This is a genomic window from Nitrobacter sp. 62-13, assembly GCF_001896955.1.
In the GTDB taxonomy this organism is placed as follows: domain Bacteria; phylum Pseudomonadota; class Alphaproteobacteria; order Rhizobiales; family Xanthobacteraceae; genus Nitrobacter.
Window position 1 is genome coordinate 56,495 of the sequence record NZ_MKRN01000190.1, and the last position, 22,719, is coordinate 79,213.

17 protein-coding genes and 1 pseudogene are annotated in these 22,719 nt (G+C 64.0%); 8 read left to right on the forward strand and 10 right to left on the reverse strand.

Annotation, left to right across the window (positions count from 1 at the left end; genetic code table 11):
* Positions 1-220 (reverse strand): annotated as a pseudogene (locus BGN91_RS14580) (hypothetical protein); the annotation flags it as partial.
* A gap of 146 nt (positions 221-366) precedes the next feature.
* Between BGN91_RS14580 and BGN91_RS14585 the strand changes: the two are divergent.
* Positions 367-1,749: a leucyl aminopeptidase family protein gene (locus BGN91_RS14585; protein ID WP_292614317.1), complete on the forward strand. Its 1,383-nt coding sequence runs from the start codon at positions 367-369 to the stop codon at positions 1,747-1,749.
* Positions 1,742-2,584: an NlpC/P60 family protein gene (locus BGN91_RS14590; protein WP_292614319.1), complete on the forward strand. Its 843-nt coding sequence runs from the start codon at positions 1,742-1,744 to the stop codon at positions 2,582-2,584. Before BGN91_RS14585 ends, BGN91_RS14590 begins: the two co-directional genes overlap by 8 nt.
* A 24-nt stretch (positions 2,585-2,608) precedes the next feature.
* On the opposite strand, the gene BGN91_RS14595 is transcribed toward BGN91_RS14590, so the two are convergent.
* From BGN91_RS14595 to BGN91_RS14620, 6 genes are all read right to left on the reverse strand, one after another.
* Positions 2,609-4,240 carry an ABC transporter ATP-binding protein gene (locus BGN91_RS14595; RefSeq protein ID WP_292614321.1) on the reverse strand — a complete coding sequence of 544 codons (1,632 nt, stop codon included), beginning with the start codon at positions 4,238-4,240 and terminating at the stop codon, positions 2,609-2,611.
* A gap of 6 nt (positions 4,241-4,246) precedes the next feature.
* A complete protein-coding gene (locus BGN91_RS14600) occupies positions 4,247-5,425 on the reverse strand; it encodes an ABC transporter permease (protein ID WP_292614323.1) in 1,179 nt (392 codons plus the stop codon).
* Positions 5,425-6,534 carry a microcin C ABC transporter permease YejB gene (locus BGN91_RS14605; RefSeq protein WP_292614324.1) on the reverse strand — a complete coding sequence of 370 codons (1,110 nt, stop codon included), beginning with the start codon at positions 6,532-6,534 and terminating at the stop codon, positions 5,425-5,427. Before BGN91_RS14605 ends, BGN91_RS14600 begins: the two co-directional genes overlap by 1 nt.
* A 2-nt stretch (positions 6,535-6,536) precedes the next feature.
* The gene (locus BGN91_RS14610) at positions 6,537-8,417 is read right to left on the reverse strand and encodes an extracellular solute-binding protein (protein WP_292614325.1); all 1,881 of its coding nucleotides are present in this window, start codon (positions 8,415-8,417) and stop codon (positions 6,537-6,539) included.
* A gap of 14 nt (positions 8,418-8,431) precedes the next feature.
* Positions 8,432-10,333 (reverse strand): extracellular solute-binding protein, encoded by a 1,902-nt coding sequence (locus BGN91_RS14615; protein WP_292614326.1) that lies wholly within the window; start codon positions 10,331-10,333, stop codon positions 8,432-8,434.
* A 204-nt stretch (positions 10,334-10,537) separates the two neighbouring features.
* The gene (locus BGN91_RS14620) at positions 10,538-11,113 is read right to left on the reverse strand and encodes a cytochrome c family protein (RefSeq protein WP_292614329.1); all 576 of its coding nucleotides are present in this window, start codon (positions 11,111-11,113) and stop codon (positions 10,538-10,540) included.
* Between the two features lie 226 nt (positions 11,114-11,339).
* Here BGN91_RS14620 and BGN91_RS14625 point away from each other — a divergent pair, with 226 nt between their 5' ends.
* The 5 genes from BGN91_RS14625 (at position 11,340) to BGN91_RS14645 (ending at position 18,767) form a co-directional block, all read left to right on the forward strand.
* The gene (locus BGN91_RS14625; protein ID WP_292614330.1) at positions 11,340-12,095 is read left to right on the forward strand and encodes a 3-deoxy-manno-octulosonate cytidylyltransferase; all 756 of its coding nucleotides are present in this window, start codon (positions 11,340-11,342) and stop codon (positions 12,093-12,095) included.
* Between the two features lie 41 nt (positions 12,096-12,136).
* Positions 12,137-12,997, forward strand: coding sequence for a prephenate dehydratase (locus BGN91_RS14630; protein ID WP_292614332.1), 861 nt, complete (start codon positions 12,137-12,139; stop codon positions 12,995-12,997).
* Between the two features lie 338 nt (positions 12,998-13,335).
* A complete protein-coding gene (metF, locus tag BGN91_RS14635; protein WP_292614334.1) occupies positions 13,336-14,250 on the forward strand; it encodes a methylenetetrahydrofolate reductase [NAD(P)H] in 915 nt (304 codons plus the stop codon).
* A 204-nt stretch (positions 14,251-14,454) separates the two neighbouring features.
* Positions 14,455-18,327 carry a methionine synthase gene (gene metH, locus BGN91_RS14640; RefSeq protein ID WP_292614336.1) on the forward strand — a complete coding sequence of 1,291 codons (3,873 nt, stop codon included), beginning with the start codon at positions 14,455-14,457 and terminating at the stop codon, positions 18,325-18,327.
* A 14-nt stretch (positions 18,328-18,341) separates the two neighbouring features.
* A complete protein-coding gene (locus tag BGN91_RS14645) occupies positions 18,342-18,767 on the forward strand; it encodes a PAS domain S-box protein (RefSeq protein ID WP_292614337.1) in 426 nt (141 codons plus the stop codon).
* A 12-nt stretch (positions 18,768-18,779) separates the two neighbouring features.
* On the opposite strand, the gene BGN91_RS14650 is transcribed toward BGN91_RS14645, so the two are convergent.
* On the reverse strand, positions 18,780-19,490 hold the full coding sequence (locus tag BGN91_RS14650; protein WP_292614339.1) for a carbonic anhydrase family protein: 711 nt from the start codon (positions 19,488-19,490) through the stop codon (positions 18,780-18,782).
* Between the two features lie 202 nt (positions 19,491-19,692).
* Positions 19,693-21,204, reverse strand: coding sequence for a glycerol kinase GlpK (gene glpK / locus BGN91_RS14655; protein ID WP_292614341.1), 1,512 nt, complete (start codon positions 21,202-21,204; stop codon positions 19,693-19,695).
* A gap of 200 nt (positions 21,205-21,404) precedes the next feature.
* Between glpK and BGN91_RS14660 the strand changes: the two genes are divergently transcribed.
* Entirely contained in the window at positions 21,405-21,827 is a 423-nt protein-coding gene (locus BGN91_RS14660) for a hypothetical protein (RefSeq protein WP_292614343.1), read from the forward strand.
* A 135-nt stretch (positions 21,828-21,962) separates the two neighbouring features.
* Here BGN91_RS14660 and BGN91_RS14665 read toward each other — a convergent pair.
* Positions 21,963-22,719 (reverse strand): acetyl-CoA C-acyltransferase (locus BGN91_RS14665; protein WP_292614345.1); only part of this gene is annotated, 757 nt, incomplete at its 5' end.

Genomic DNA, 22,719 nt, shown 5'->3' on the forward strand with positions numbered 1-22,719 from the left:
TCAGCGCCGCATCGGCGTCCTTGGGGTTGGCGCGAAACTTTTCGCCATAAACCTCGGCGGCTTGATAAGGATCGGAGGCGGAGTTCACCTTCGTCTTTGCGCCGAGCGAGCCGGTGATATCCGCGACGCCAGTAGTCTGACAACCGCCGAGTCCGCTCGCCAGCATCGCCGTCACGGCTGCGGACGCGAGAAGCCTGGCAAGACATGGCTGCTGACGCATGGCACCTTCACTTGTAAATGCCCGTTTCGAAGATGGACGATTTCAGCAATAGACTGTTAACCCTAACGTCTGGTTAACTCCGCTGACTGACACCCGCGCGCTCCGCCGCTAAACTCCCCTCATCGAACTGAGAGATCGAGACACCCATGCATCCCGCGTTTACGACCGCGCCGGCCGAGAAAGCCGTTCCGATCACCCTCGTCGCCGAGACGGCGTGGGAAGCGACGGGGGCGACGCTCGACGGTCCGGTGCGGCGCTTTGCCGAAGCGAACGGCTTTGCGGCAAAGTCGGGGCAGTACCTTGCGCTGCCTGCGACGAACGGCGAGGTCTCGCACATCCTGTTCGGACTTGGCGACGCCGCGGCGCGCTCGCGCGATCCCTTCCTCGCCGGCAAGCTGCCAGGTCTGTTGCCCGCCGGGACATTCCGCTTCGCCAATGCGATCGATGACATGCATCTCGCGACGCTGGCTTTTGCACTCGGCAGCTACCGCTTCGGCCGCTACCGCAAGGCCGACGCTCCGAAAGCGCGGCTGGTGCCGCCCGAGGGCGTCGACATCGCAGATATTTCGCGGATCGCGGACGCTGCGGCGCTCGCCCGCGACCTGATCAATACTCCCGCCAACGATATGGGACCGGAAGAACTCGCGGCGGCGGCACAGAATCTCGCGCAGCGTTTCGGCGCGGACTTCAACTGCATCACCGGCGACGATCTGAAGCGAGGTAATTTCCCGCTGATCCATGCGGTCGGAATGGCGTCGCCTCGCGCACCGCGCCTGATCGATATGAGCTGGGGCGATTCCGCGCATCCGAAGGTCACGCTGGTCGGCAAAGGCGTCTGTTTCGACACCGGCGGCGTCGATCTCAAACCCGCCACCGGCATGCAGATCATGAAGAAGGACATGGGCGGCGCAGCCAATGTACTGGCGTTGGCGCTGATGATCATGGATGCGAAGCTGAAAATCCGGCTGCGCGTGCTGATCCCGGCGGTGGAAAACGCGGTGGCCGGCAACGCGTTTCGGCCGCTGGACATCTTCCCGTCGCGCAAGGGACCGACGGTTGAAATCGGCAACACCGACGCCGAAGGCCGGCTGGTTCTGGCCGACGCGCTGGCGCTGGCCGATGAAGACAAGCCCGATCTCCTGATCGATCTCGGCACGCTCACCGGCGCGGCGCGGGTGGCGCTCGGTCCGGACGTTCCGCCTTTCTATACGAACGACGAGACGTTGGCGCGCGATCTCGCGCGCTGCGCGGAGGCCGAGAACGATCCCCTGTGGCGGATGCCGCTATGGCGCGCTTACGACGCGTGGCTGGATTCCAAGGTCGCCGACATCAACAATGCGCCATCGGGCGGCTTTGCCGGCTCGATCACCTGCGCGCTGTTCCTGCAACGCTTCGTCGAGGCGGCGAAAAGCTGGCTTCACGTCGACATCTACGGCTGGACGCCGTCCGCGAAGCCGGCCCGACCCGAGGGCGGCGAATGCCAGGCCGCGCGCGCGATCTACCGGCTGCTGGGCGAACGCTATGGATGATCCGCGCCTCACGCCGGCCCGGCCGGAGATTGCCGCTCGTTACCTGGAGGGTAAAGTCAAGGCGGAGCGCTACGCCGACGGCGAGGAACGCGAGGTCGTCGACGCCGTTGCGCCGCTGCAGCGCGAGCCTTTGCCCGACGCCATGCTCGATACCCAGGCGCTCTACGGCGAACGCGTCACGGTCTACGATCACAGCGCCGAAGGCTGGGCCTGGTGTCAATTGACAAGCGACGGCTATGTCGGATGGATTCCCGACCGCGCTCTTGCAAGGCCCCGCGCGGCACCGACGCACAAAGTCATCGCGCTGCGGACGTTCGCGTTTCCCGGACCGTCGATCAAACTGGCGCCGGCGCAGACGCTGCCGCTCGGCGCGGCGCTAACCATCCGGCGCCACGACGGCGTCTTCGCTATCGCCGACGGCGGTCTCTACATTCCCGCCTGTCATGTCGCGCCGCTCGATCACGTCGCCGGCGATTTCGTCGCGGTCGCCGAAATGTTCGTCGGAACGCCTTATCTCTGGGGCGGCAAGACCAGCCTCGGCATCGACTGCTCCGGTCTCGTGCAGGTGGCGCTCAACGCCGCCGGCACCAGTTGCCCGCGCGACAGCGACATGCAGGAAGCGGCCCTGGGCCGCGCATTGTCGCCCGCGGGAGCAGGAGAGCTGCGGCGCGGCGATCTGATATTCTGGAAAGGCCACGTCGCGATCGTCCGCGACGCAACCACGCTTGTCCATGCCAACGCGCATCACATGGCAACGGCCATCGAGCGCATTGACGAGGCGATCGCCCGCATCAGGGCGACAGGCAGCGACGTAACCAGCATGAAGCGGCTGTAATAGCGCCCGTTTCCCGAAGGGATCTCACGCGTCCACGCCGTTTGCGGTCTCCAGCCGGAACGCCGCCGCAAACAGCGCACGCGTGTAATCCGATTTCGGATTCTTGAACAATGCCGATGCCGGCCCTTCCTCGACGACCTTGCCGTGCCGCATCACGATGAGATGGCTGGCGAGCGAGGCGACCACGCGCAGGTCATGCGAGATGAACATGTAGGTCAGATCGCGCTTGCGCTGCAGATCGCGCAGAAGATCGACCATCTGCGCCTGAAACAGCATGTCGAGCGCGCTGGTCGGCTCGTCCAGAACCACGAAATCGGGCTCCAGCACCACGGCGCGCGCGATGCTGATGCGCTGGCGCTGGCCGCCGGAGAATTCGTGCGGATAGCGGAAACGCGTCGCCGGATCGAGCCCGACATCGTTGAGCGCCTTGACCACCCGCGCTTCGCGCTCAGTCTCCGAGAGCGAGCGCTGATGCACGCTCAAGCCCTCCGCCACGATTTCGCCGACCGACATTCGCGGACTCAGCGCTCCGAACGGGTCCTGAAACACGATCTGCATGTCGCGGCGGAACGGCCGCATCTCCTTGAAGCGCAGACCCTGGATGTTCCTGCTCAGGAACACGATGGGACCGTCCGACGAAATCAACCGCAGCAGCGCCAGACCGAGCGTGGTCTTGCCGGATCCGGATTCGCCGACGACGCCGAGCGTCTCGCCCTTGCGCACCTTCAGCGTCACGCCATCCACCGCCTTGATGTGGCCGACCGTCTTGCGCAGCAGGCCGCGCCGGACCGGAAACCACACCTTGAGATCGTCGGCCGCGATCACGACCGGCGATTCGGGGCGCGGCGGTGCGGGGTCGGGCTTCGGTTCCGCGGCCAGAAGCTCGCGCGTGTAGGGATGTTGCGGCGACTCGAAGACCTGCTCGACCGGTCCCTTCTCGACGATCTTGCCGCCGTTCATGACGCAAACGCGGTCGGCGATGCGGCGGACGATGCCGAGATCGTGCGTGATGAACAACAAGCTCATTCCCAACCGTGCGCGGATGTCCGCCAACAGCGCCAGGATCTGCGCCTGCACGGTGACGTCGAGCGCGGTGGTCGGCTCGTCCGCGATCAGCAGGTCCGGTTCATTGGCGAGCGCCATCGCGATCATCACGCGCTGGCGCTGGCCGCCGGACAGTTGGTGCGGATAGCTGGCAAGGCGGGTTTCCGGCTCGGGAATGCCGACCTGCGTCAGCAGCTCCAGCGTCCGCCGCCGCGCCGCCGCGCCGCGAACCCCGCCGTGCAGCAGCAAGATCTCGCTGATCTGCGCTTCGATGGTGTGCAGCGGATTGAGCGAGGTCATCGGCTCCTGGAAGATGATCGAGATATCGTTGCCGCGAATGCTCCTGATCTCGCGCTCGGACAGGCCGAGCAGGTCGCGGCCCTTGAAGCGAATGTTGCCGGCGGGGTGCGACGCGGCCGGATAGGGCAGCAGCTTGAGAATCGACAGCGCGCTGACGGATTTTCCGGACCCGGATTCGCCGACCAGCGCCAAGCACTCGCCCCGCCCGATATCGAACGAAATACGGTCGACGGCGACCGACGGTCCGCTGGCATGGTGAAATGCGACGGACAGGTCGCGAACCTCGAGCAGCGGCTGATCGATGGCGTCCATTCCGGCCTACCTGAACGTCTTGCGCGGATCGAAGGCGTCGCGCACGGCTTCGCCAATGAAGATCAACAGCGACAGCATGATCGCGAGCGCGAAAAATCCGGTGAAACCGAGCCACGGCGCCTGCACGTTGGCCTTGCCCTGCGCCAGCATTTCGCCGAGCGAAGGCGAGCCCGGCGGCAGACCGAAGCCGAGGAAATCCAGCGCGGTTAGGGTCATCACCGACGACGACACGATGAAAGGCAGGAACGTCATGGTCGCGACCATGGCGTTCGGCAAAAGGTGACGGAACATGATGGTGGCGTTCGACACGCCGAGCGCCCGCGCCGCGGTGATGTATTCGAAGTTGCGCCCGCGCAGGAATTCGGCGCGCACCAGACCGACCAGCGACACCCATGAGAACAGCAGCAGGATGCCGAGCAGAACGAAGAATCCCGGCACCAGCACCGACGACAGGATCAGGAGCAGGTAGAGCGAGGGAATCGCGGTCCAGACCTCGATGAAGCGCTGGAAGGCGAGATCGACCCAGCCGCCGAAATAGCCCTGCACGCCGCCGGCCGCGACGCCGATCACCGACGACACGATGGTCAGGCAAAGCCCGAACAGCACCGAAATCCGGAACCCGTAGATCAGCCGCGCCACCACGTCGCGACCCTGATCGTCGGTGCCAAGCCAGTTGTATTCGAGATCGCGGCAGCCCGTGAGGTGCTTGCGCTGCACCACATCCTTGCATTCCGCCTCGGTCAGAAGCCAGGTCGGCTTTGAGGGCGCCGGCGTCGGCAAATCGAGATTGTGGGTGTCGTAGGAATAGCGGATCGGCGGCCAGACAATGGTGCCGCCCTTGTCCTTGATCAGCTTCTGCAGATAAGGGTCGCGATAATCGGCGGCGGTCTCGAAATCGCCGCCGAAGGCGGTTTCCGGGTAGGTCACGAAGGCCGGAAAATAGAAATGGCCATCCATGTGGATCAGGAACGGCCGGTCGTTGGCGATCAATTCCGCGAATAGCGAAATGAAAAACAGGATCAGGAATATCCAGAGCGACCAGTAGCCGCGCCGGTTCGATTTGAAATTCTGCCAGCGGCGGCGGTTGAGCGGCGACAGGCGCAGCCGATGGCCGCCCAGCGGCACAGCCTCGCCGAGCGGAGAAACGGCCCCGGCTTCGACGGGCTTTGGCAACGTCACCGACATCAGACTTCCCGCGCCTCGAAGTCGATCCGCGGATCGATCCACATGTAGGTGAGATCGGAGATCAGGTTGATGACGAGCCCGATCAGCGAAAAGATGAACAGCGTGCCGAACACCACCGGATAGTCGCGATTGAGCACGCTCTCAAAGCCGAGCAGCCCGAGCCCGTCGAGCGAGAAGATGGTTTCGATCAAAAGCGAGCCTGAAAAGAAGGCGTGGACGAACGCGCCGGGAAAGCCCGCGATCACGATCAGCATGGCGTTGCGGAAGACGTGATTGTAAAGCACCTGCCGCTCGCTGCACCCCTTGGCGCGCGCCGTCATCACGTATTGCTTGCGGATTTCGTCGAGGAACGAATTCTTGGTCAGCAATGTCATGGTGGCGAAGGCGCCGAGCGCCATCGAAACGATAGGCAGCGTCAGGTGCCAGAAATAGTCGAGGATCTTCCAGTACCAGGGAAACTGGCTCCAGCCGTCCGATGTCAGTCCGCGCAGGGGAAAGATGCTGAAGAACGATCCGCCGGCGAACAGGATGATGAGCAGGATCGCGAACAGAAAGCCGGGGATCGCGAAGCCGACGACAATCACCGCCGAGGTCCAGGTGTCGAAGCGCGATCCGTCCCTCACGGCTTTGCGGATTCCGAGCGGTATCGAAATCAGGTAGGTCAGAAGCGTCATCCAGATGCCGAGCGACATCGAGACAGGCAGCTTTTCCTTGATGAGCTGGATCACGGTTGTGTCGCGGAAATAGCTCTTGCCGAAATCGAAGCGGGAGAAATTCCACAGCATCAGCAGAAAGCGTTCGGGCGCCGGCTTGTCGAAGCCGAACTGCTTTTCAAGGCTTTTGATGAAGGCGGGATCGAGCCCCTGCGCTCCGCGATACTTTGAGTTCATGGCGTCGGACGACGCCCCGACCTGGGCGCGCGCGCCGAAATCGCCGCCGGACGATCCAGAAATGCGCGACATCCCACCGGTATCCGAGCCGCTCAGTTGCGCGATGACCCGCTCCACCGGACCACCGGGCGCGAACTGCACAACGACGAACGACACGAACAGGATGCCCAGCAATGTGGGAATCATCAAAAGGATGCGACGGGCGATATATGCGCTCATGGCTATTTCGCCTGCCGCGACGACGCCGCACCGGCCTGCGTCGACCACCAGATGTCAGGCGCCATCACGCCCAGATACTTCGGCAGGCTCGGCGGATGGGCGAACACATCCCAATAGGCCAGTCGGTGCTTGTTCGAGTACCATTGCGGCACCCAGTAACGGCCGGCGCGAATGACGCGGTCCAGCGCGCGCGCGGCGAACACGAGTTTCGCGCGGGTGTCGGCGGCGATCACCTGCTCCATCAGCGAATCGACCGCGGGATCGGCGACGCCGGCGAGGTTGTTCGATCCCTTGGTTGCGGCTGCCCGCGACGAAAAGAACGGCCGCAGTGAATCACCCGGAACGGTCGAAAAGCCGAAACGTTCGATCACCATGTCGAAATCGAAGTCGTCGCGCCGCGCCCTTGCCTGCACGGGATCGACGAGCCGCAGCGTCGCCTCGATGCCGAGCGTTCCGAGATTCTTGATATAAGGCATGTGGTGGGCTTGGAACGCCGGCTCGTCGAGCAGGAACTCGACCCGGAACACCTCGCCCTGCGGGGTCACCCGCTTGCCATCCTTGATATGAAAGCCCGCGTCGTTGAGCAGTTGCACGGCCCTGCGCAACAGCTTGCGGTCCTGTCCCGAGCCGTCCGACACCGGCGGCACGAACGGCATGCCGAACACCTCGTCCGGCACCTTGCCGCGGAACGGCTCCAGCAACGCCAGTTCCTCCGGCGACGGCGGGCCGCTCGCCATCAGGTCGGAATTCTGGAACGGCGACACCGTGCGGACGTAAGCGCCATACATGATGGTCTTGTTGGTCCACTCGAAATCGAACGCGCAGCCGAGCGCCTCGCGAACGCGCGGGTCCTTGAACTTGTCGCGTCGGGTGTTGATGAACCAGCCTTGCGCGCCGGACGGCGTCTCGTCCGGCAACTGCTCGCGCTTGACGCGCCCCTCGGTCAACGCCGGAAAATCGTAGCGCGTATTCCAGATACGGGAGGTGAACTCCTCGCGGTACAGGTAGCTGCGGCCGGAGAAACCCTCGAACGCCACGTCGCGGTCGCGGTAGAAATCGAAGCGCACAGTGTCGAAATTGTAAGCGCCGCGGCAGACCGGAAGATCGGCGCCCCACCAGTCCTTGACGCGATCGAATTCGATGAAGCGATTCGGCTCGAACCGGCCGACCTTGTACGGCCCGCTGCCGAGCGGGACGTCGAGCGTCGATTCCTCGAACGGGTGCGCGGTGTAATAAACTTTCGAAAAGATCGGCAGGCCGGCGACGAACGGCGGCACGTCGCGTCCGCGCTTGGCCGCGAAGGTCACGACCAGCGTCGCGTCGTCGGATGCTTCCGCGCTCACCATGTCGCGCATCTGCTGCGTGATCAGCGGATGGCCCTTGGCCTTGAGGATCGTCAGCGAAAACGCTGCGTCGCGCGCGGTCAGCTTCTGCCCGTCGTGAAACCGCGCCTCCGGCCGCATCTTGAATTGATAGGTCAGCCCGTCGGCCGAGATGCGCACCGACCTGGCAGCGAGACCGTACATCGCGTCAGGTTCGTCGCCGGCGCGCGCCATCAGCGACGTGAAGGTCATCTCCATGCCTTTCGCGCCATCGCCTTTCAGGATGAAGGCGTTGAGCGAGTTGAAGGTCTGGAACGATTGATTGAAGGCGCGGCTCGACGGGATGGTCGAGAACAGTCCGCCCTTCGGCGCATCGGGATTGACGTAATCGAAGTGATGGAAATCGGCCGGATACTTGAGGTCGCCGAATGCCGACATGCCGTGAGATTCACCTTGGGATTCGGTCTCCGCGCCGGTCGCGGCCGCCGCAGGCCGAAGCCAAGCCGTGGCTGCCGCACCGATCCCGAGACCGATCACCTCCCGGCGCGTGGGCTCGCTCATCCGCGCAAAACTCCTCAAGATCGATCGCCGATCTTGGCCGCCTTGCCGGCATCGTACCACCACAGCGCCGGGAATGCCGAAAGACCATACTTCGGCATCTCGGCCGGCCGGCCAAAGCGGTCCCATCGCGCCGTGCGCACCTTCGAATAGGTCCACTGCGGCACGACGTAGTCATGGTGCAGCAGAACGCGGTCGAGCGCATGGGTCGCTGCGACGAGGTCGGCGCGGTCCTTGGCGAAGATCACGCGCTCGATCAGCTTGTCGATCGCGGCGTCCTTGATGCCAATGATGTTTCGCGAGCCGGGCATGTCCGCCGCACGCGAGCCCCAGAAGTCGCGCTGCTCGTTGCCGGGCGACAGCGATTCCGGCCACGACGCGACCACCATGTCGAAGTCCCAGCTCCGCATCCGGTTCTCGTATTGCGTCGGATCGATGGTGCGGATGCTGACGGTGATCCCCATGCGCTCCAGCGAAGGCTTGTAAGAGAGCAGAACCCGTTCGAAGCTCGGGTCCTCCGACAGCAGTTCGATCTCGAACGGAGCGCCGGTCTTGCTGTCGACCTGCTTGCCGCCGCGCACTTCGTAACCCGCCTCCTTCAGGAGTTTCATGCCCTCGCGCAGATTGTTGCGAACCGCGTCGGGATTGCCATTGACGGGATTGCTGTAAGGCGTCGTGAACACGGTCGGCGGAACTTCTGTGCGAACGGTTTCGAGGATTTCAAGCTCCCTGCCCTCGGGCAAACCGTGTGAGGCCAGTTCGGTGCCCTCGAAATAGCTCGCGATGCGCTTGTATTGCCCGAAAAACAGTTGCTGGTTCATGGTCTCGAAATCGAACGCGAAGTTCAGCGCCCGCCGCACCCGGGGATCCTTGAACTTGTCGCGGCGGATGTTGGGAGTGAAGGCCTGCATCATGCCCGAACTGCGATTGGGAAATTCCTCCAGGATGACGCGGCCTTCTTTCACCGCGGGGAAGTCGTAGGCCGTGGCCCAGTTCTTGGCGACGTTCTCCAGGCGCCAGTCGACCTGGCCGCCCTTGAAGGCTTCGAGCGCGACGGTGCCGTCGCGGAAATACTCGTAGCGCAATTCGTCGAAGTTATTGCGGCCGATATTGAAGCTGGAATTCAAGCCCCAGTAATCCTTGACCCGTTCCAGCGTGACCGATCGCGCCGCCTCGAAACTCTTGATCCTGTATGCCGCGCTGCCGAGCGGCGGCTCCAGCGTGGTCGCCGAAATGTCGCGCTTCTTGCCTGCATCGTCGGTGCCTTCCCACCAATGCTTCGGCAGCACCATCAGTTGCCCGACGATCTGCGGCAGTTCACGGTTTCCCGGCGCGTCGAAGGTGAATGTGACGTCACGCTCGCCAGTCTTTTCGGCTTTCACCACATGGCGGTAGTAGGCGGCGTATTGCGGATGATGCGCCTTGAACGAATCGAGTGAGAAAATCACATCCTCGGGCGTCACCGGCTTGCCGTCGTGCCACCGCGCTTCCTTGCGCAGCCGATAGACCACGAAGGAAAAGTCGTCGGGATAACCGACCGACTCGGCGAGTGCGCCGTACTCGGTCGAAACCTCGTCCAGCGAGGGGATTGTCAGCGAGTCGTAGATCAGCCCGACCGCCCCGGCGATCGAACCTTTCACACCCGATACAACCGGGTTGAAATTGTCGAAGGTGCCAAGCGCGATCTGCCGCACCAATCCACCTTTTGGCGCATCCGGATTGACATAGTCGAAATGCTTGAAGCCTTCCGGATATTTCACGTCACCGAACAGCGAAAGCCCATGCCGCCACTTCAGATTGGCTTCCGCAGTCTGCGCACGAACCGCCTCAATGGGTGAAGCGCCGGTCAGGACTTTGATCGCGGGAGCGGCTGCGATCAGGGCTCCGCCATGAAGGAGACGTCGTCGGGTGAAGGCCAATGCAAAATTCCTGCGGGTTGACGCGCCAACGCTAAGGCGCGACGCACTGTTCCGGCCGATTATGTCGGTTTTTCGGGATGATGCCACCCCACCTCCCGCACTTGTGCGGTGAAACGTCGGGAGAATTGGAGACCCGTTGGCGATGCGGCCGGAAAATCTCGCGGCTCGCATTCGCCCTTCGCGCCAAGCCGAACGCCGATGCAGCTATTTCGAGGCGGCCGGCAGCGGCTCCGGCTTGTCGGAGTTCTTGTTCAGATAGGCGATGATGTCGGCACGCTCGCTGTCCTTCGGCACGCCGGCGAATCCCATGGCGGTGCCCGGGATGTACCCCTTCGGATTGGCGAGGAACTTGTTCAACTCCTCGAAGGTCCAGGTCCCGCCCTTGGCTTTCATGGCCTCCGAGAAATTGAATCCGCGGCCCTGGCCGCGCGGCTCCCCGACGATGCCGTAGAGATTGGGACCCACGCGATTCGGTCCGCCCTTCTCGAACGTATGGCAGGCGGCGCACTTCTTCGCCGCGGCCGCGCCGTTTTCGACCGACGCCGTCTGCAGCAGCTTCGCGATCGACGCCTCGGCAGCCGGCTTGGCCGCGTTGTCGGCCTTGGCTTCCTTGGCACCGTTGGCCGCCGCAGCCGGCTCTTCCTTGACGTCAATCTTGAAACCCGGCTTCGCCGGGACGACCGGCGCGAAAATCGCCTGCGCGATGAAATTCATCACCAGCACAAAGATGCAGGTGCCCAGCAGCACACCGAGAAATTTATTGATGTCGAAGGAGTCCATATCGGTCAGGCTCCAGGTCCTTGGTGAGGCTCCGAGTCTTTGGAAGCCGGCTGTAAGGCCGGCTGAACGACCGCGAAATGCCGCCGGAACCATCGGCCCGGATCGCGAAAGGCGGCGGGACGAGATAACGGTTTGCCGGTGTCCTGACAACCCGTATAAACGCCGCGGCCCTTGAAAAACCCTGTCAATTCCTCGTCGCTTTCTACGGGCCATGGACTTCCGACCGATGACCGAGACCCGAACCCTGGTGCTGATTCCGGCCCGCATGGCCGCGACCCGGCTGCCCGGGAAACCTTTGCTGGATATCGGCGGCCTGCCGATGGTGGTCCATGTCTTGCGGCGGGCCGAGGCCGCCGGCATCGGCCGCGTCGCGGTCGCCACCGACACTCCCGAGATCGCGGCCGCCGTGACGGCCCATGGCGGCGAAGCGATCATGACGCGCGACGATCACCCGTCCGGATCCGACCGCGTCTTCGAGGCGCTCGGCAGGCTCGATCCCGGCGGGAATATCGAAACGGTCGTCAATCTGCAGGGCGATTTCCCCACCATCCGCCCCGACATCATCCGCGACGTGCTCCTGCCGTTGACCGACCCCGCAGTCGATATCGCGACACTGGCCGCCGAAATTCATACCGACGAGGAAGCCACCAATCCGAATGTCGTCAAGGCGGTCGGATCGCCCGTGGCCCCGCGCCGGCTGCGCGCGCTCTATTTCACCCGCGCGACCGCCCCGCACGGCGACGGCCCGCGCTACCACCACATCGGGCTTTACGCCTATCGCCGCCAGGCTCTGCAACGCTTCGTCGCGCTGCCGCCCTCGCCTCTCGAACAGCAGGAACGGCTCGAGCAGTTGCGGGCGCTTGAAGGCGGAATGCGGATCGACATCATGATCGTGGATGACGTGCCGCGGGGCGTCGATACCCCGGCTGACCTCGAAACCGCTCGCCGGCTGCTCGCCGCTTCCCGTCAAACCGCCGGCTAAAAACGCTATCGCCAAAACCAGCGCGGCTGATAGAAGACCTGATGACCAAGGCCATGAAAATCGCATTCCAGGGCGAGGCTGGCGCGAACTCGCACATCGCCATTGCCGAAGCCTATCCCGACGCCGAGCCGTTGCCGTGCGCCACCTTCGAGGACGCGTTCGCCGCGATCGCGTCGGGCGAAGCCGACCTCGGCATGATCCCGATCGAGAATTCGGTGGCCGGCCGTGTCGCCGACATTCACCACCTGCTGCCGCAATCCGGGCTGTTCATCGTCGGCGAATACTTCCTGCCGGTCCGCCATCAACTGATGGCGCCGCGCGGCGCGACGCTCGCGAACATCAAGACCGTCGAGAGTCACGTTCACGCGCTCGGCCAATGCCGCCGCATCATCCGCAAGCTCGGAATCAGGCCGATCATTTCCGGCGACACCGCGGGCGCGGCGCGCATCGTCGCCGAGCGCGGCGACATGAGCTGCGCAGCGATCGCCTCGCGCCTCGCCGCAGAAATCCACGGTCTCGACATTTTGGCCGCGGATATCGAGGACGAGGACCACAACACCACGCGCTTCGTGGTGCTGGCGCGCGAGGCCCGCTGGGCCGAACAGGGATCCGGGCCGCTGGTCACCAGCTTCGTCTTCCGGGTGCGCAACCTGCCGGCCGCGCTCTACAAGGCGATGGGCGGCTTCGCCACCAACGGCGTCAACATGACGAAACTCGAAAGCTACATGGTCGACGGCAATTTCTTCGCGACGCAATTCTATGCCGACGTCGACGGCCACCCGGACGATCGCGGCCTCGCTTTCGCGCTGGAGGAATTGAAGTTCTTCTCCAAGGAACTGCGCATCGTCGGAGTTTATCCCGGCCACCCGTTCCGCGCGACCTTCCGCGAGCAGGCGGACTGACCGCGGGACCGGTCGTCCGTTTGCGGTCGACGGGTTGGGCAGCCCCGCTGCATTTCTTGAAATGACTGTCTTTATCCCAAAAGAGTCATGAATATTTACTTAGTAAAAACAATTATATAATAACAATACGCATGGCCCACGTTCCTGGCATTAACGGGGCATCCGTCCTACATATGAAGATTATTGGGCTATTTCCCATCACATCGGGCAGGGCTCCTGGGCTATTCTGTCCGGAACGCTTTTACCGAACCGCCAGCCCCGTCGAGGCGGCGCGCGCTTTTCGAAGCGTCCCGCCAGGCGGGAGGCATCGAGGCCGACGCAGCGGAGTTTGACGAGTTATGATCGACCCTTCCACCCCGGTGCACGACGCCATTGCCGCGCAAAAACGCCCTACCATCTCGTTCGAATTCTTTCCGCCCAAGACCGAGGAGATGGAGCGCAATCTGTGGGACACCGTCACTCGCCTCGCGCCGCTCGACCCGAGCTTTGTCTCCGTCACCTACGGCGCCGGCGGATCGACCCGGGAACGCACGCATTCGACGATCGCGCGCATCCTGTCCGAAACCGAACTGCGGCCGGCTGCCCATCTCACCTGCGTCGGCGCGCCGCGCGGGGAAATCGACGAGATCGTCAGCCGCTATCGCGATATCGGCGTCCGCCATATCGTCGCGCTGCGGGGAGACCCGCCGGGCGGCATCGGCACGGCCTACAGCACCCATCCCGAGGGCTATCGCAGTTCGACCGATCTCGTCGCCGGCATCAAGCGGCAACACGGCGATATCGAAATCTCCGTCTCGGCCTATCCCGAGAAGCATCCGGAAAGCCCCGACATCGACGCCGACATCGACGTTCTCAAGGCCAAGATCGACGCCGGCGCGACGCGGGCCATCACCCAGGTATTCTTCGACAACGACCTTTATCTTCGTTATGTGGATCGCGTTCGCGCCCGCGGCATCGACATTCCGATCGTGCCCGGCATTATGCCGATGCATAACTTCAGGCAGGCGAGAAACTTCGTGACAAAAGCCGGCACCACCGTGCCGTCGTGGCTTGCGGAAAAGTTCGAGGGCCTCGACGACGATCCGGAGACCCGCAAGCTGGTCGCGGCGACCGTGGCGGCGGGTCAGGTCCAGAAACTCGCCAAGCGCGGCGTCGACACGTTTCACTTCTACACCATGAACCGCGCCGATCTCGTCTTCGCGATCTGCCATCTGCTCGGCATCCGGCCGGACGCCACGCGGAAGGCCGCGTGAAACGAAACTCGTGTCCTCCCCGTTCGTCATTCCGGGATGCGCCCTGGTCGGCAATTGCCGACCTGAAGGCGCGGACCCGGAATCCAGCAGGCGAGGTAAATGATCGCTGGATTTCGGGTTCGTCGCGAAGCCGTCATCGGGCCGCGTTTGACGCAAACCCGCTGGCGACGCCCCGGAATGACGTTGGAATTAGGTGAATTGATCATGACCACTCAACGGTCCTTGACCGCCGACAAACTCCGCGAACTCGCGCGCGAGCGCATCCTCGTGCTCGACGGCGCCATGGGCACCATGATCCAGGCGCGGAAATTCGACGAAGCGGCTTTTCGCGGCGAGCGTTTCAAGGATTTTCACCGCGACGTGCGCGGCAATAATGACCTCCTCATTCTCACCCAGCCGAAGGCGATCGAGGACATCCACGCGCAATATCTGCGCGCCGGCGCCGACATCGTCGCGACCAACACATTCTCATCCACCTCGATCGCGCAGGCCGACTACGAGATGTCGGACCTCGCCTATGAACTCAACCGCGAGGGCGCGAAGCTCGCGCGCGCCGCCGCTGCCCGCGTCAGCGCCGAGGACGGCAGGCCGCGCTTCGTCGCCGGCGCCATCGGCCCGACCAACCGCACCGCATCGATCTCGCCGGACGTCGCCAATCCCGGCTACCGCGCCGTCACCTTCGACGACCTGCGCAAGGCCTATGGCGAGCAGATCAACGGCCTGCTCGACGGCGGCGTTGATCTACTGCTGGTGGAGACCATCTTCGACACCCTGAACGCCAAGGCCGCGCTCTATGCCATCGCCGAAATCTCGGAAGAACGCGGCATCGACATTCCGGTGATGGTCTCCGGCACCATCACCGACAAGTCCGGCCGCCTGCTCTCGGGCCAGTTGCCGGAAGCGTTCTGGCATTCGGTGCGGCACGCCAAGCCGATCACCATCGGCTTCAACTGCGCGCTCGGCGCGGAGGACATGCGCGCGCATGTCGCCGAGATCGGCCGCGTCGCCGACACTTTGGTGTGTGCCTATCCGAATGCCGGCCTGCCGAACGAGTTCGGCGAGTACGACGAAAGCCCTGATTACATGGCGCGGCTGGTCGGCGAGTTCGCAGCTGCCGGCCTCGTCAACATCGTCGGCGGCTGCTGCGGCACAACGCCCGACCATATCGCGGCCATCGCCGCCGCCGTCGCGCCGCACAAGCCGCGGGTCGTGCCGGTGATCGAGCCGCGGCTGCGGCTGTCCGGCCTCGAGCCGTTCTCGCTGACGGCGGACATTCCCTTCGTCAATGTCGGCGAGCGCACCAACGTCACCGGCTCGGCGAAATTCCGCAACCTGATCAAGGCAGGCGATTACACCGCCGCCCTCGACGTCGCGCGCAGCCAGGTCGAGAACGGCGCGCAGATCATCGACGTCAACATGGACGAAGGCCTGCTCGATTCAGAGCAGGCGATGATAACGTTCCTCAACCTCATCGCAGCGGAGCCAGATATCGCCCGCGTGCCTGTGATGGTCGACTCGTCGAAATTCTCCGTGATCGAGGCCGGGCTGAAATGCCTGCAGGGCAAGCCGGTGGTGAACTCGATCTCGCTGAAAGAGGGCGAGGAGAAGTTCCTCCATGAGGCGCGGATCGCGCGACGTCACGGCGCCGCCGTGGTGGTGATGGCCTTCGACGAAACCGGACAGGCCGATACCTGTCAACGCAAAATGGAGATCTGCAAGCGCGCTTACGACATCCTTGTCGAAAAGGTCGGCTTCCCGCCGGAGGACATCATCTTCGATCCGAACATCTTCGCCATCGCGACCGGCCTGGAGGAGCACAACAACTACGGGGTCGATTTCATCGAGGCGACGCGCTGGATCCGCCAGAACCTGCCGCACGCACATATCTCCGGCGGCGTCTCCAACCTGTCGTTCTCGTTCCGCGGCAACGAGCCGGTGCGCGAGGCGATGCATTCGGTGTTCCTGTATCACGCCATCAAGGCGGGCATGGACATGGGTATCGTCAATGCCGGGCAGATGATCATCTATGACGACATCGACGCCGAGCTGCGGCAGGTGTGCGAGGACGTCATCCTCAACCGCGATCCGGGCGCGTCGGAGCGCCTGCTCAACCTCGCGGAGAAATTCCGTGGCCAGAGCAAGCAAGCGAAGGAAGCCGACCTCACCTGGCGCGAGTGGCCGGTGGAGAAGCGGCTGTCTCACGCGCTGGTCAACGGCATTACCGAATACATCGAGCAGGACACCGAGGAAGCGCGGCAAATGGCGGACCGTCCGCTGTCGGTGATCGAAGGCCCGTTGATGGCCGGCATGAACGTGGTGGGCGACCTGTTCGGCGACGGCAAGATGTTCCTGCCGCAAGTCGTGAAGTCGGCGCGCGTCATGAAGCAGGCGGTCGCCTATCTGATGCCGTTCATGGAAGAAGAGAAAGCGCGCAACCAGGCCGCCGGCATCGCGGGCGAAGGCAGCACGTCCGCCGGCAAGATCGTGCTCGCCACCGTGAAGGGCGACGTCCACGACATCGGCAAGAACATCGTCGGCATCGTGCTCCAGTGCAACAACTACGAGGTGATCGATCTCGGCGTGATGGTGCCGGCCGCCAAGATCATCGAGACCGCGAAAGCCGAGAAAGCCGACATCGTCGGCCTCTCCGGCCTGATCACGCCATCGCTGGACGAAATGGGCTATTTCGCCGCCGAGCTGGAGCGTCAGGGTCTCGACCTGCCGCTGTTGATCGGCGGAGCAACCACCAGCCGCGTCCACACCGCGGTGAAGATCGACCCGAACTACCGGAGCGGTCCGGTGATCCATGTCAATGACGCGAGCCGCGCCGTCGGCGTCGTCGCCTCGCTGATGTCGCCCGAGCGGCGCGAGGTTTACGCCGCCGGGGTGCGCGCAGAATACGAAAAGATTTCCGCAGCCCATTTCCGCGCCCAGCAGGACAAGAAGCGGCTGCCGCTCGCGACCGCACGCGCCAATGCGGTGCCGATCGACTGGAGCACCTATCGCCCGGTCAAGCCGACCTTCCTCGGAACCAAGGTCTTTACCGACTATCCGCTGGAAGAACTGGTCGAGGTGATCGACTGGACGCCGTTCTTCCAGGTCTGGGAACTGGCCGGACGCTACCCTGCGATCCTCGACGACAAGGTGGTGGGCGAGACCGCACGCGCGCTCTACGACGACGCCCGCAAGATGCTGGACCGAATCGTCAAGGAAAAGTGGTTCAAGGCTTCAGGCGTGATCGGCCTCTGGCCCGCCAACCGCATCGGCGACGATATCGCCGTCTACAGCGACGAGAGCCGCACCACGCAGATCGCGACCTATCACACGCTGCGCCAGCAGCTCGAAAAACGCGAGGGCCGCCATAACGCGGCGCTGGCGGATTTCATCGCGCCGAAGGAGAGCGGCATCGCCGACTATATCGGCGGCTTCGCCGTCACCGCCGGGCTCGGCGAGGACGAAATCGCCGCACGCTTCAAGAACGCCAACGACGACTACTCCTCCATCCTGGTGAAGGCACTGGCCGACCGCCTCGCGGAAGCCTTCGCCGAACGGATGCATCAGCGGGTGCGCACGGAATTCTGGGGCTACGCGCCGGATGAGACGCTGACCAACGATCAGCTGATCAGGGAAGAGTATAAAGGCATCCGCCCCGCGCCCGGCTATCCGGCGCAGCCCGACCATACCGAGAAGGCGACGCTGTTCCGCCTGCTGGATGCGACCCGCGCCACCGGCGTCGAGCTGACCGAAAGCTTTGCGATGTGGCCCGGTTCCTCCGTTTCCGGTCTCTATTACAGCCACCCCGAGAGCCAGTATTTCGGCGTCGGCAAGATCGAACGCGACCAGGTCGAGGACTACGCCGCACGCAAGGGGATGGAGGTCGCCGAGATCGAACGCTGGCTGGCATCGATTTTGAACTACATTCCCGGCCAGTCCGGAAAGCCCGCCACGACGCCGGTGCCGGCTCCCGCCAACGACGCTACCGCCAACGACGCATCCGCCGACGTCGCCGATCATCCGCCGGGCTGCCAGTGCGCGGTCCATTTGCAGCTTCGCAAGACTAGGGCGCGGGCGGGATGATCGCGAGATAGCCGGTGGACACCTCCACGATCGCCGCCGCACTGCTGCATTCAGTCGCGGACGCGGTGATCGCCACGGATCGCGACGGCACGATCACGTTCTGGAATCCCGGCGCGGTCAGGATCTTCGGCCATGGCGCCGATGAGGCGACCGGCCGATCGCTCGACCTCATCATTCCGGAAAGCCTGCGCGCCCGGCACTGGGCCGGATACCACGAGGTGATGCGGACGGGGCAAAGCCGCTACAGCGGCGGCGACGTGCTTGCCGTTCCCGCGCTTCGCAAGGACGGCCGCCGCATCTCGCTCGAATTCACCATCGTGCCAATAACGGACAATGCCGGCCGCATCACCGGACTGGTGTCGGTGCTGCGCGACGTCACCGCCCGTTTCGAGGAAATCCGCGAACTTCGCCGGAAGTGCGCCACCTCAGGCGCGCGGTAACATCCACCTCCATCAACTCAACCAGCTTACCCGTCCGGTGGCGAGATCATGCATGGCCGCCGCGACGCGCAACTCGCCTTTCTCCGCCATCGCCTTCAGGATCGGGCTCCGCTTTGTGAGCGCCGCCACGGCCATGCGCGCATTGGTCTCGGCCACCGCCTGAACAAAGGCGTCGTTTTTCGACGACGGCTTGCCGACAGCCTTGCTGGCCGAAACCGCAGGCCGGATATGGGCGAGCACCCCGGTCAGATGACCGAGCTTGACGCCGTCGATCGCGCCCTTGATCGCACCGCAACTGGAATGTCCGAGCACCACGATGGCGCGCGCGCCGGAGACCTGGGTGGCGAATTCCAGACTGCCGATGATGTCATCGTTGATGAAATTGCCGGCGATACGGGCGCAGAACACGTCGCCGATGCGCTGGTCGAACACCAGTTCGGGCGGCACCCGCGAATCGATACATCCAACAATGGCTGCAAACGGAGCCTGCGTCTTCGCGGTTTCACGAACCTGTGTCATCAGATCGCAGTTGACCGTCGCGCCGGAGACGAAACGATCGTTGCCGGCCTTGAGCCGCGCGATCGCCTCGTCGGGACTGATGTGCTGCTGCCGGTCCGGAGTGAACACCGCGCATTCCGCGGGTTCGGCGCGCGCGTTTCCCACCGAGGCGCCGGTAAACAGGGCAAGCGAAGCACACTGACAGAACATACGGCGGTTCAGCATCGGAAATCTCCCTCCAGGACCGGCACCTTCGTCGGCACGACGCGCCCGGTATGGCGCGCTACAAGACCTGATGGTATCGCAGCTTGCTTAACGATGCGTCCAAACGGTCGTTCAAGCTGCGTCGATTCCCCGTCACCGACCGCACGCACGCATCCGGCATTTTGGAAACCGTAGGCGCGCGAGCCGCGAAATCTCGCGAGATCTACTGAGCCTCGCTTTCGTCGCTCGCCAGCACGCCGCGCACCGCCGCCGCCCAGCCCTTGAGTTTTCGCGTGCGCGTCGCCGCGCTCATGGCCGGCTTGAAGCGGCGCTCGAGCCGCCAGTTGTCGGCGAATTTCGAAGGCTCCGGGAAAACCCCGGCCGATAGCCCTGCGAGATAGGCCGCGCCGAGCGCCGTGGTCTCCTGAATGACGGGCCGGTCCACCGGTGCATCAAGCAGGTCAGCGAGCCGCTGCATGGTCCAGTCCGACGCGGTCATGCCGCCGTCGACGCGCAGAACGGTATGCGCGGCATCAGCGTCCGGCCAGTCGGCGCGCATCGCCGCCCATAGGTCGTAGGTCTGGTAGCAGACGCTCTCGAGCGCGGCGTGAGCGAGTTCGGCCGGTCCGGTGTTGCGCGTCAGGCCGAACAGCGCGCCGCGCACGTTCGGATTCCAGTAAGGCGCGCCCATGCCGACGAAGGCCGGCACGAGATAGACCGATTGCGTGGCGTCGGACCTGTCGGCCAGGGGGCCTGTCTCGGATGCCTGCCTGATCAGACCGAGCCCGTCGCGCAGCCACTGCACCGCGCTCCCCGCGACGAAGATCGAGCCTTCCAGCGCGTAGGTGCGCTGGCCGTTCAACTGATAGGCGATCGTCGTCAGCAGCTTGTTCTTCGAGGCGACCGGCGTCGCGCCGGTATTGAGCAGCGCAAAACAGCCGGTGCCGTAAGTCGACTTGATCATGCCGGGCGCAAAGCACGCCTGCCCCACCACGGCGGCCTGCTGGTCGCCGGCGATGCCTCGAATCGAGATCGGCGCGCCGAACAGCTCAGCGACGCTGTCGCCGAACTGCGCAGACGAGTCCTTCACCTCCGGCAGCATGGCGCGCGGCACCCGCAGGATGTCCAGAAGCTCGTCATCCCACTGCCCGGTGTGAATGTTGAACAGCAGCGTGCGCGAGGCGTTGGTGGCATCGGTCGCGTGCCCCTTGCCGCCGGTCAGCCGCCACAACAGGTAGCAGTCCACGGTCCCGAACATCAGCTCCCCGCGCATCGCACGCTCGCGCGCGCCGGGCACGTGGTCGAGAATCCAGGCGGCCTTGGTGCCGGAGAAATAGGGATCGATAATCAACCCTGTTTTCGCCGCGATCGCAGGTTCGTGGCCCTCGGCCTTCAGCCGCGCGCAGGTATCCGCCGTGCGCCGATCCTGCCAGACGATGGCTCGATGCACCGCCTTTCCGGTGACGCGGTCCCAGACCACGGTGGTCTCGCGCTGGTTGGTGATGCCGATTGCGGCGATGTCCTTCGGCGCAAGAGCGGCCTTCTTCATCGCCTCGCGGCAGGTCGCAACCGTCGAGGTCCAGATATCCTCCGGCTCGTGCTCGACCCAGCCCGAAGCAGGAAAGTGCTGCGGGAATTCCTGCTGAGCTAGCGCGGCAATGGAGATATCGCCGCGAAACACGATCGCGCGCGAGGATGTGGTGCCCTGATCGATGGCGAGAACATGGGTGGCCATGACGGTTTCCCCGGAAGTGACAGGCGTGATGATCGGCCAAGCAAGCGGATTGCGCCTCAGCGGTCAAGCTGGGTGCCACCATTTTGATTCACGCTTACGCTCGCGAAAGGGTAAGATGCCGGGACATTCGATCCGACCGTGGCGACGGAACACATCACGCGTCCGTTGCCGATCACCGTTCAACAACCGAAAGACCCTCGATGAGACTGGTAAAGATCATACTGGCTGGCTTCGCGCTCACCTTCATCGGTGCGACGGCCCATGCTCAAAAAACACCCGCGATCAAGGAGACGCCGCCGCCGGCCGGGACCCATAAAGGACTGGTGACGGTCGTCGACCGGCTCAACGGCACGATCGCGATTCGGGCGGAGCCGGACGCCGCGAAAGATGCCGCGAAAGCTCCCGATGGCGCGAAAGCTCCGGACGGCGCAAAAGCAGAGGGAGAAAAAGCAGAGGCACCGAAGACCGAGGCGCCGAAACCGGAGGCGAAAGCCGAAGCCCCAACCGAGCAGTACAAGATCGATACCAAATTATCCGAGACCGTGCATGCCGGAGACAAGGTGAAGTACTCGGTCGGCGACAGCGGCGACCCCAAAACCATTACAAAGATCGAGACGGAGTAAGGCTCGACGCGCCGCGCGATGCTCCCTGCGGAGCCAGGGCCACCGAAAGATCAACGGTCATTCCGGACGCCGCCTCGGCGGTGATCCGGAAGTCCGTCCATCCTTCCGGTTATTCGAAGTCCGCGCCTCCGCGATTTACTGCACCACCTCGAACAACCCGGCCGCGCCCATGCCGCCGCCGACGCACATGGTGACGACCGCATACTTCGCCTTGCGGCGCCGTCCCTCGATCAGCGCGTGACCGGCAAGGCGCGCGCCCGACATGCCATAGGGATGGCCGACCGAAATCGCACCGCCGTCGACATTGAGTTTCTCAGGATCGATGCCGAGCTTGTCGCGGCAATAGATCACCTGCACCGCGAACGCCTCGTTCAATTCCCACAAGTCGATGTCATCGACGGTGAGGCCGTGGCGCTTGAGCAGGCGCGGCACCGCGAACACCGGACCGATACCCATTTCATCGGGCTCGCAGCCGGCGGCGACGAAGCCGCGGAAGACGCCGAGCGGCTTCAGATTGCGCCTGGCGGCTTCCTTGTCGCTCATGATGACGGCGGCGCTGGCGCCGTCCGACAACTGGCTGGCGTTGCCGGCGGTGATCGTGAAACCCTCGCCGCGCACCGGCTTGAGGTTGGCCAGACCTTGCGCTGTGGTGTCCGGACGCGGGCCTTCGTCCTGCGACAGCGTCACGTCCCTGAACGAGACCTGCCTGGTCTCCTTGTCGACGACCGCCATCCTGGTCGAGATCGGCGCCAACTCGTCCTTGAACCTGCCGCCCTGCTGCGCCGAAGCCGTGCGGCGCTGGCTTTCCAGCGCATATTCGTCCTGCGCCTCGCGCGGGATGCCATAGCGCTTCGCCACCACTTCGGCGGTGTCGATCATCGGCATGTAGACC

What these genes read in the sequence shown, in the direction of transcription:
- BGN91_RS14585 (WP_292614317.1), top strand. Translation starts at nt 367, where the DNA reads ATGCATCCCGCGTTTACGACCGCGCCGGCCGAGAAAGCCGTTCCGATC.
- BGN91_RS14590 (WP_292614319.1), top strand. Translation starts at nt 1,742, where the DNA reads ATGGATGATCCGCGCCTCACGCCGGCCCGGCCGGAGATTGCCGCTCGT.
- BGN91_RS14595 (WP_292614321.1), bottom strand. Translation starts at nt 4,240, where the DNA reads ATGGACGCCATCGATCAGCCGCTGCTCGAGGTTCGCGACCTGTCCGTC.
- BGN91_RS14600 (WP_292614323.1), bottom strand. Translation starts at nt 5,425, where the DNA reads ATGTCGGTGACGTTGCCAAAGCCCGTCGAAGCCGGGGCCGTTTCTCCG.
- BGN91_RS14605 (WP_292614324.1), bottom strand. Translation starts at nt 6,534, where the DNA reads ATGAGCGCATATATCGCCCGTCGCATCCTTTTGATGATTCCCACATTG.
- BGN91_RS14610 (WP_292614325.1), bottom strand. Translation starts at nt 8,417, where the DNA reads ATGAGCGAGCCCACGCGCCGGGAGGTGATCGGTCTCGGGATCGGTGCG.
- BGN91_RS14620 (WP_292614329.1), bottom strand. Translation starts at nt 11,113, where the DNA reads ATGGACTCCTTCGACATCAATAAATTTCTCGGTGTGCTGCTGGGCACC.
- BGN91_RS14625 (WP_292614330.1), top strand. Translation starts at nt 11,340, where the DNA reads ATGACCGAGACCCGAACCCTGGTGCTGATTCCGGCCCGCATGGCCGCG.
- BGN91_RS14630 (WP_292614332.1), top strand. Translation starts at nt 12,137, where the DNA reads ATGACCAAGGCCATGAAAATCGCATTCCAGGGCGAGGCTGGCGCGAAC.
- metF (WP_292614334.1), top strand. Translation starts at nt 13,336, where the DNA reads ATGATCGACCCTTCCACCCCGGTGCACGACGCCATTGCCGCGCAAAAA.
- metH (WP_292614336.1), top strand. Translation starts at nt 14,455, where the DNA reads ATGACCACTCAACGGTCCTTGACCGCCGACAAACTCCGCGAACTCGCG.
- BGN91_RS14650 (WP_292614339.1), bottom strand. Translation starts at nt 19,490, where the DNA reads ATGCTGAACCGCCGTATGTTCTGTCAGTGTGCTTCGCTTGCCCTGTTT.
- glpK (WP_292614341.1), bottom strand. Translation starts at nt 21,204, where the DNA reads ATGGCCACCCATGTTCTCGCCATCGATCAGGGCACCACATCCTCGCGC.
- BGN91_RS14660 (WP_292614343.1), top strand. Translation starts at nt 21,405, where the DNA reads ATGAGACTGGTAAAGATCATACTGGCTGGCTTCGCGCTCACCTTCATC.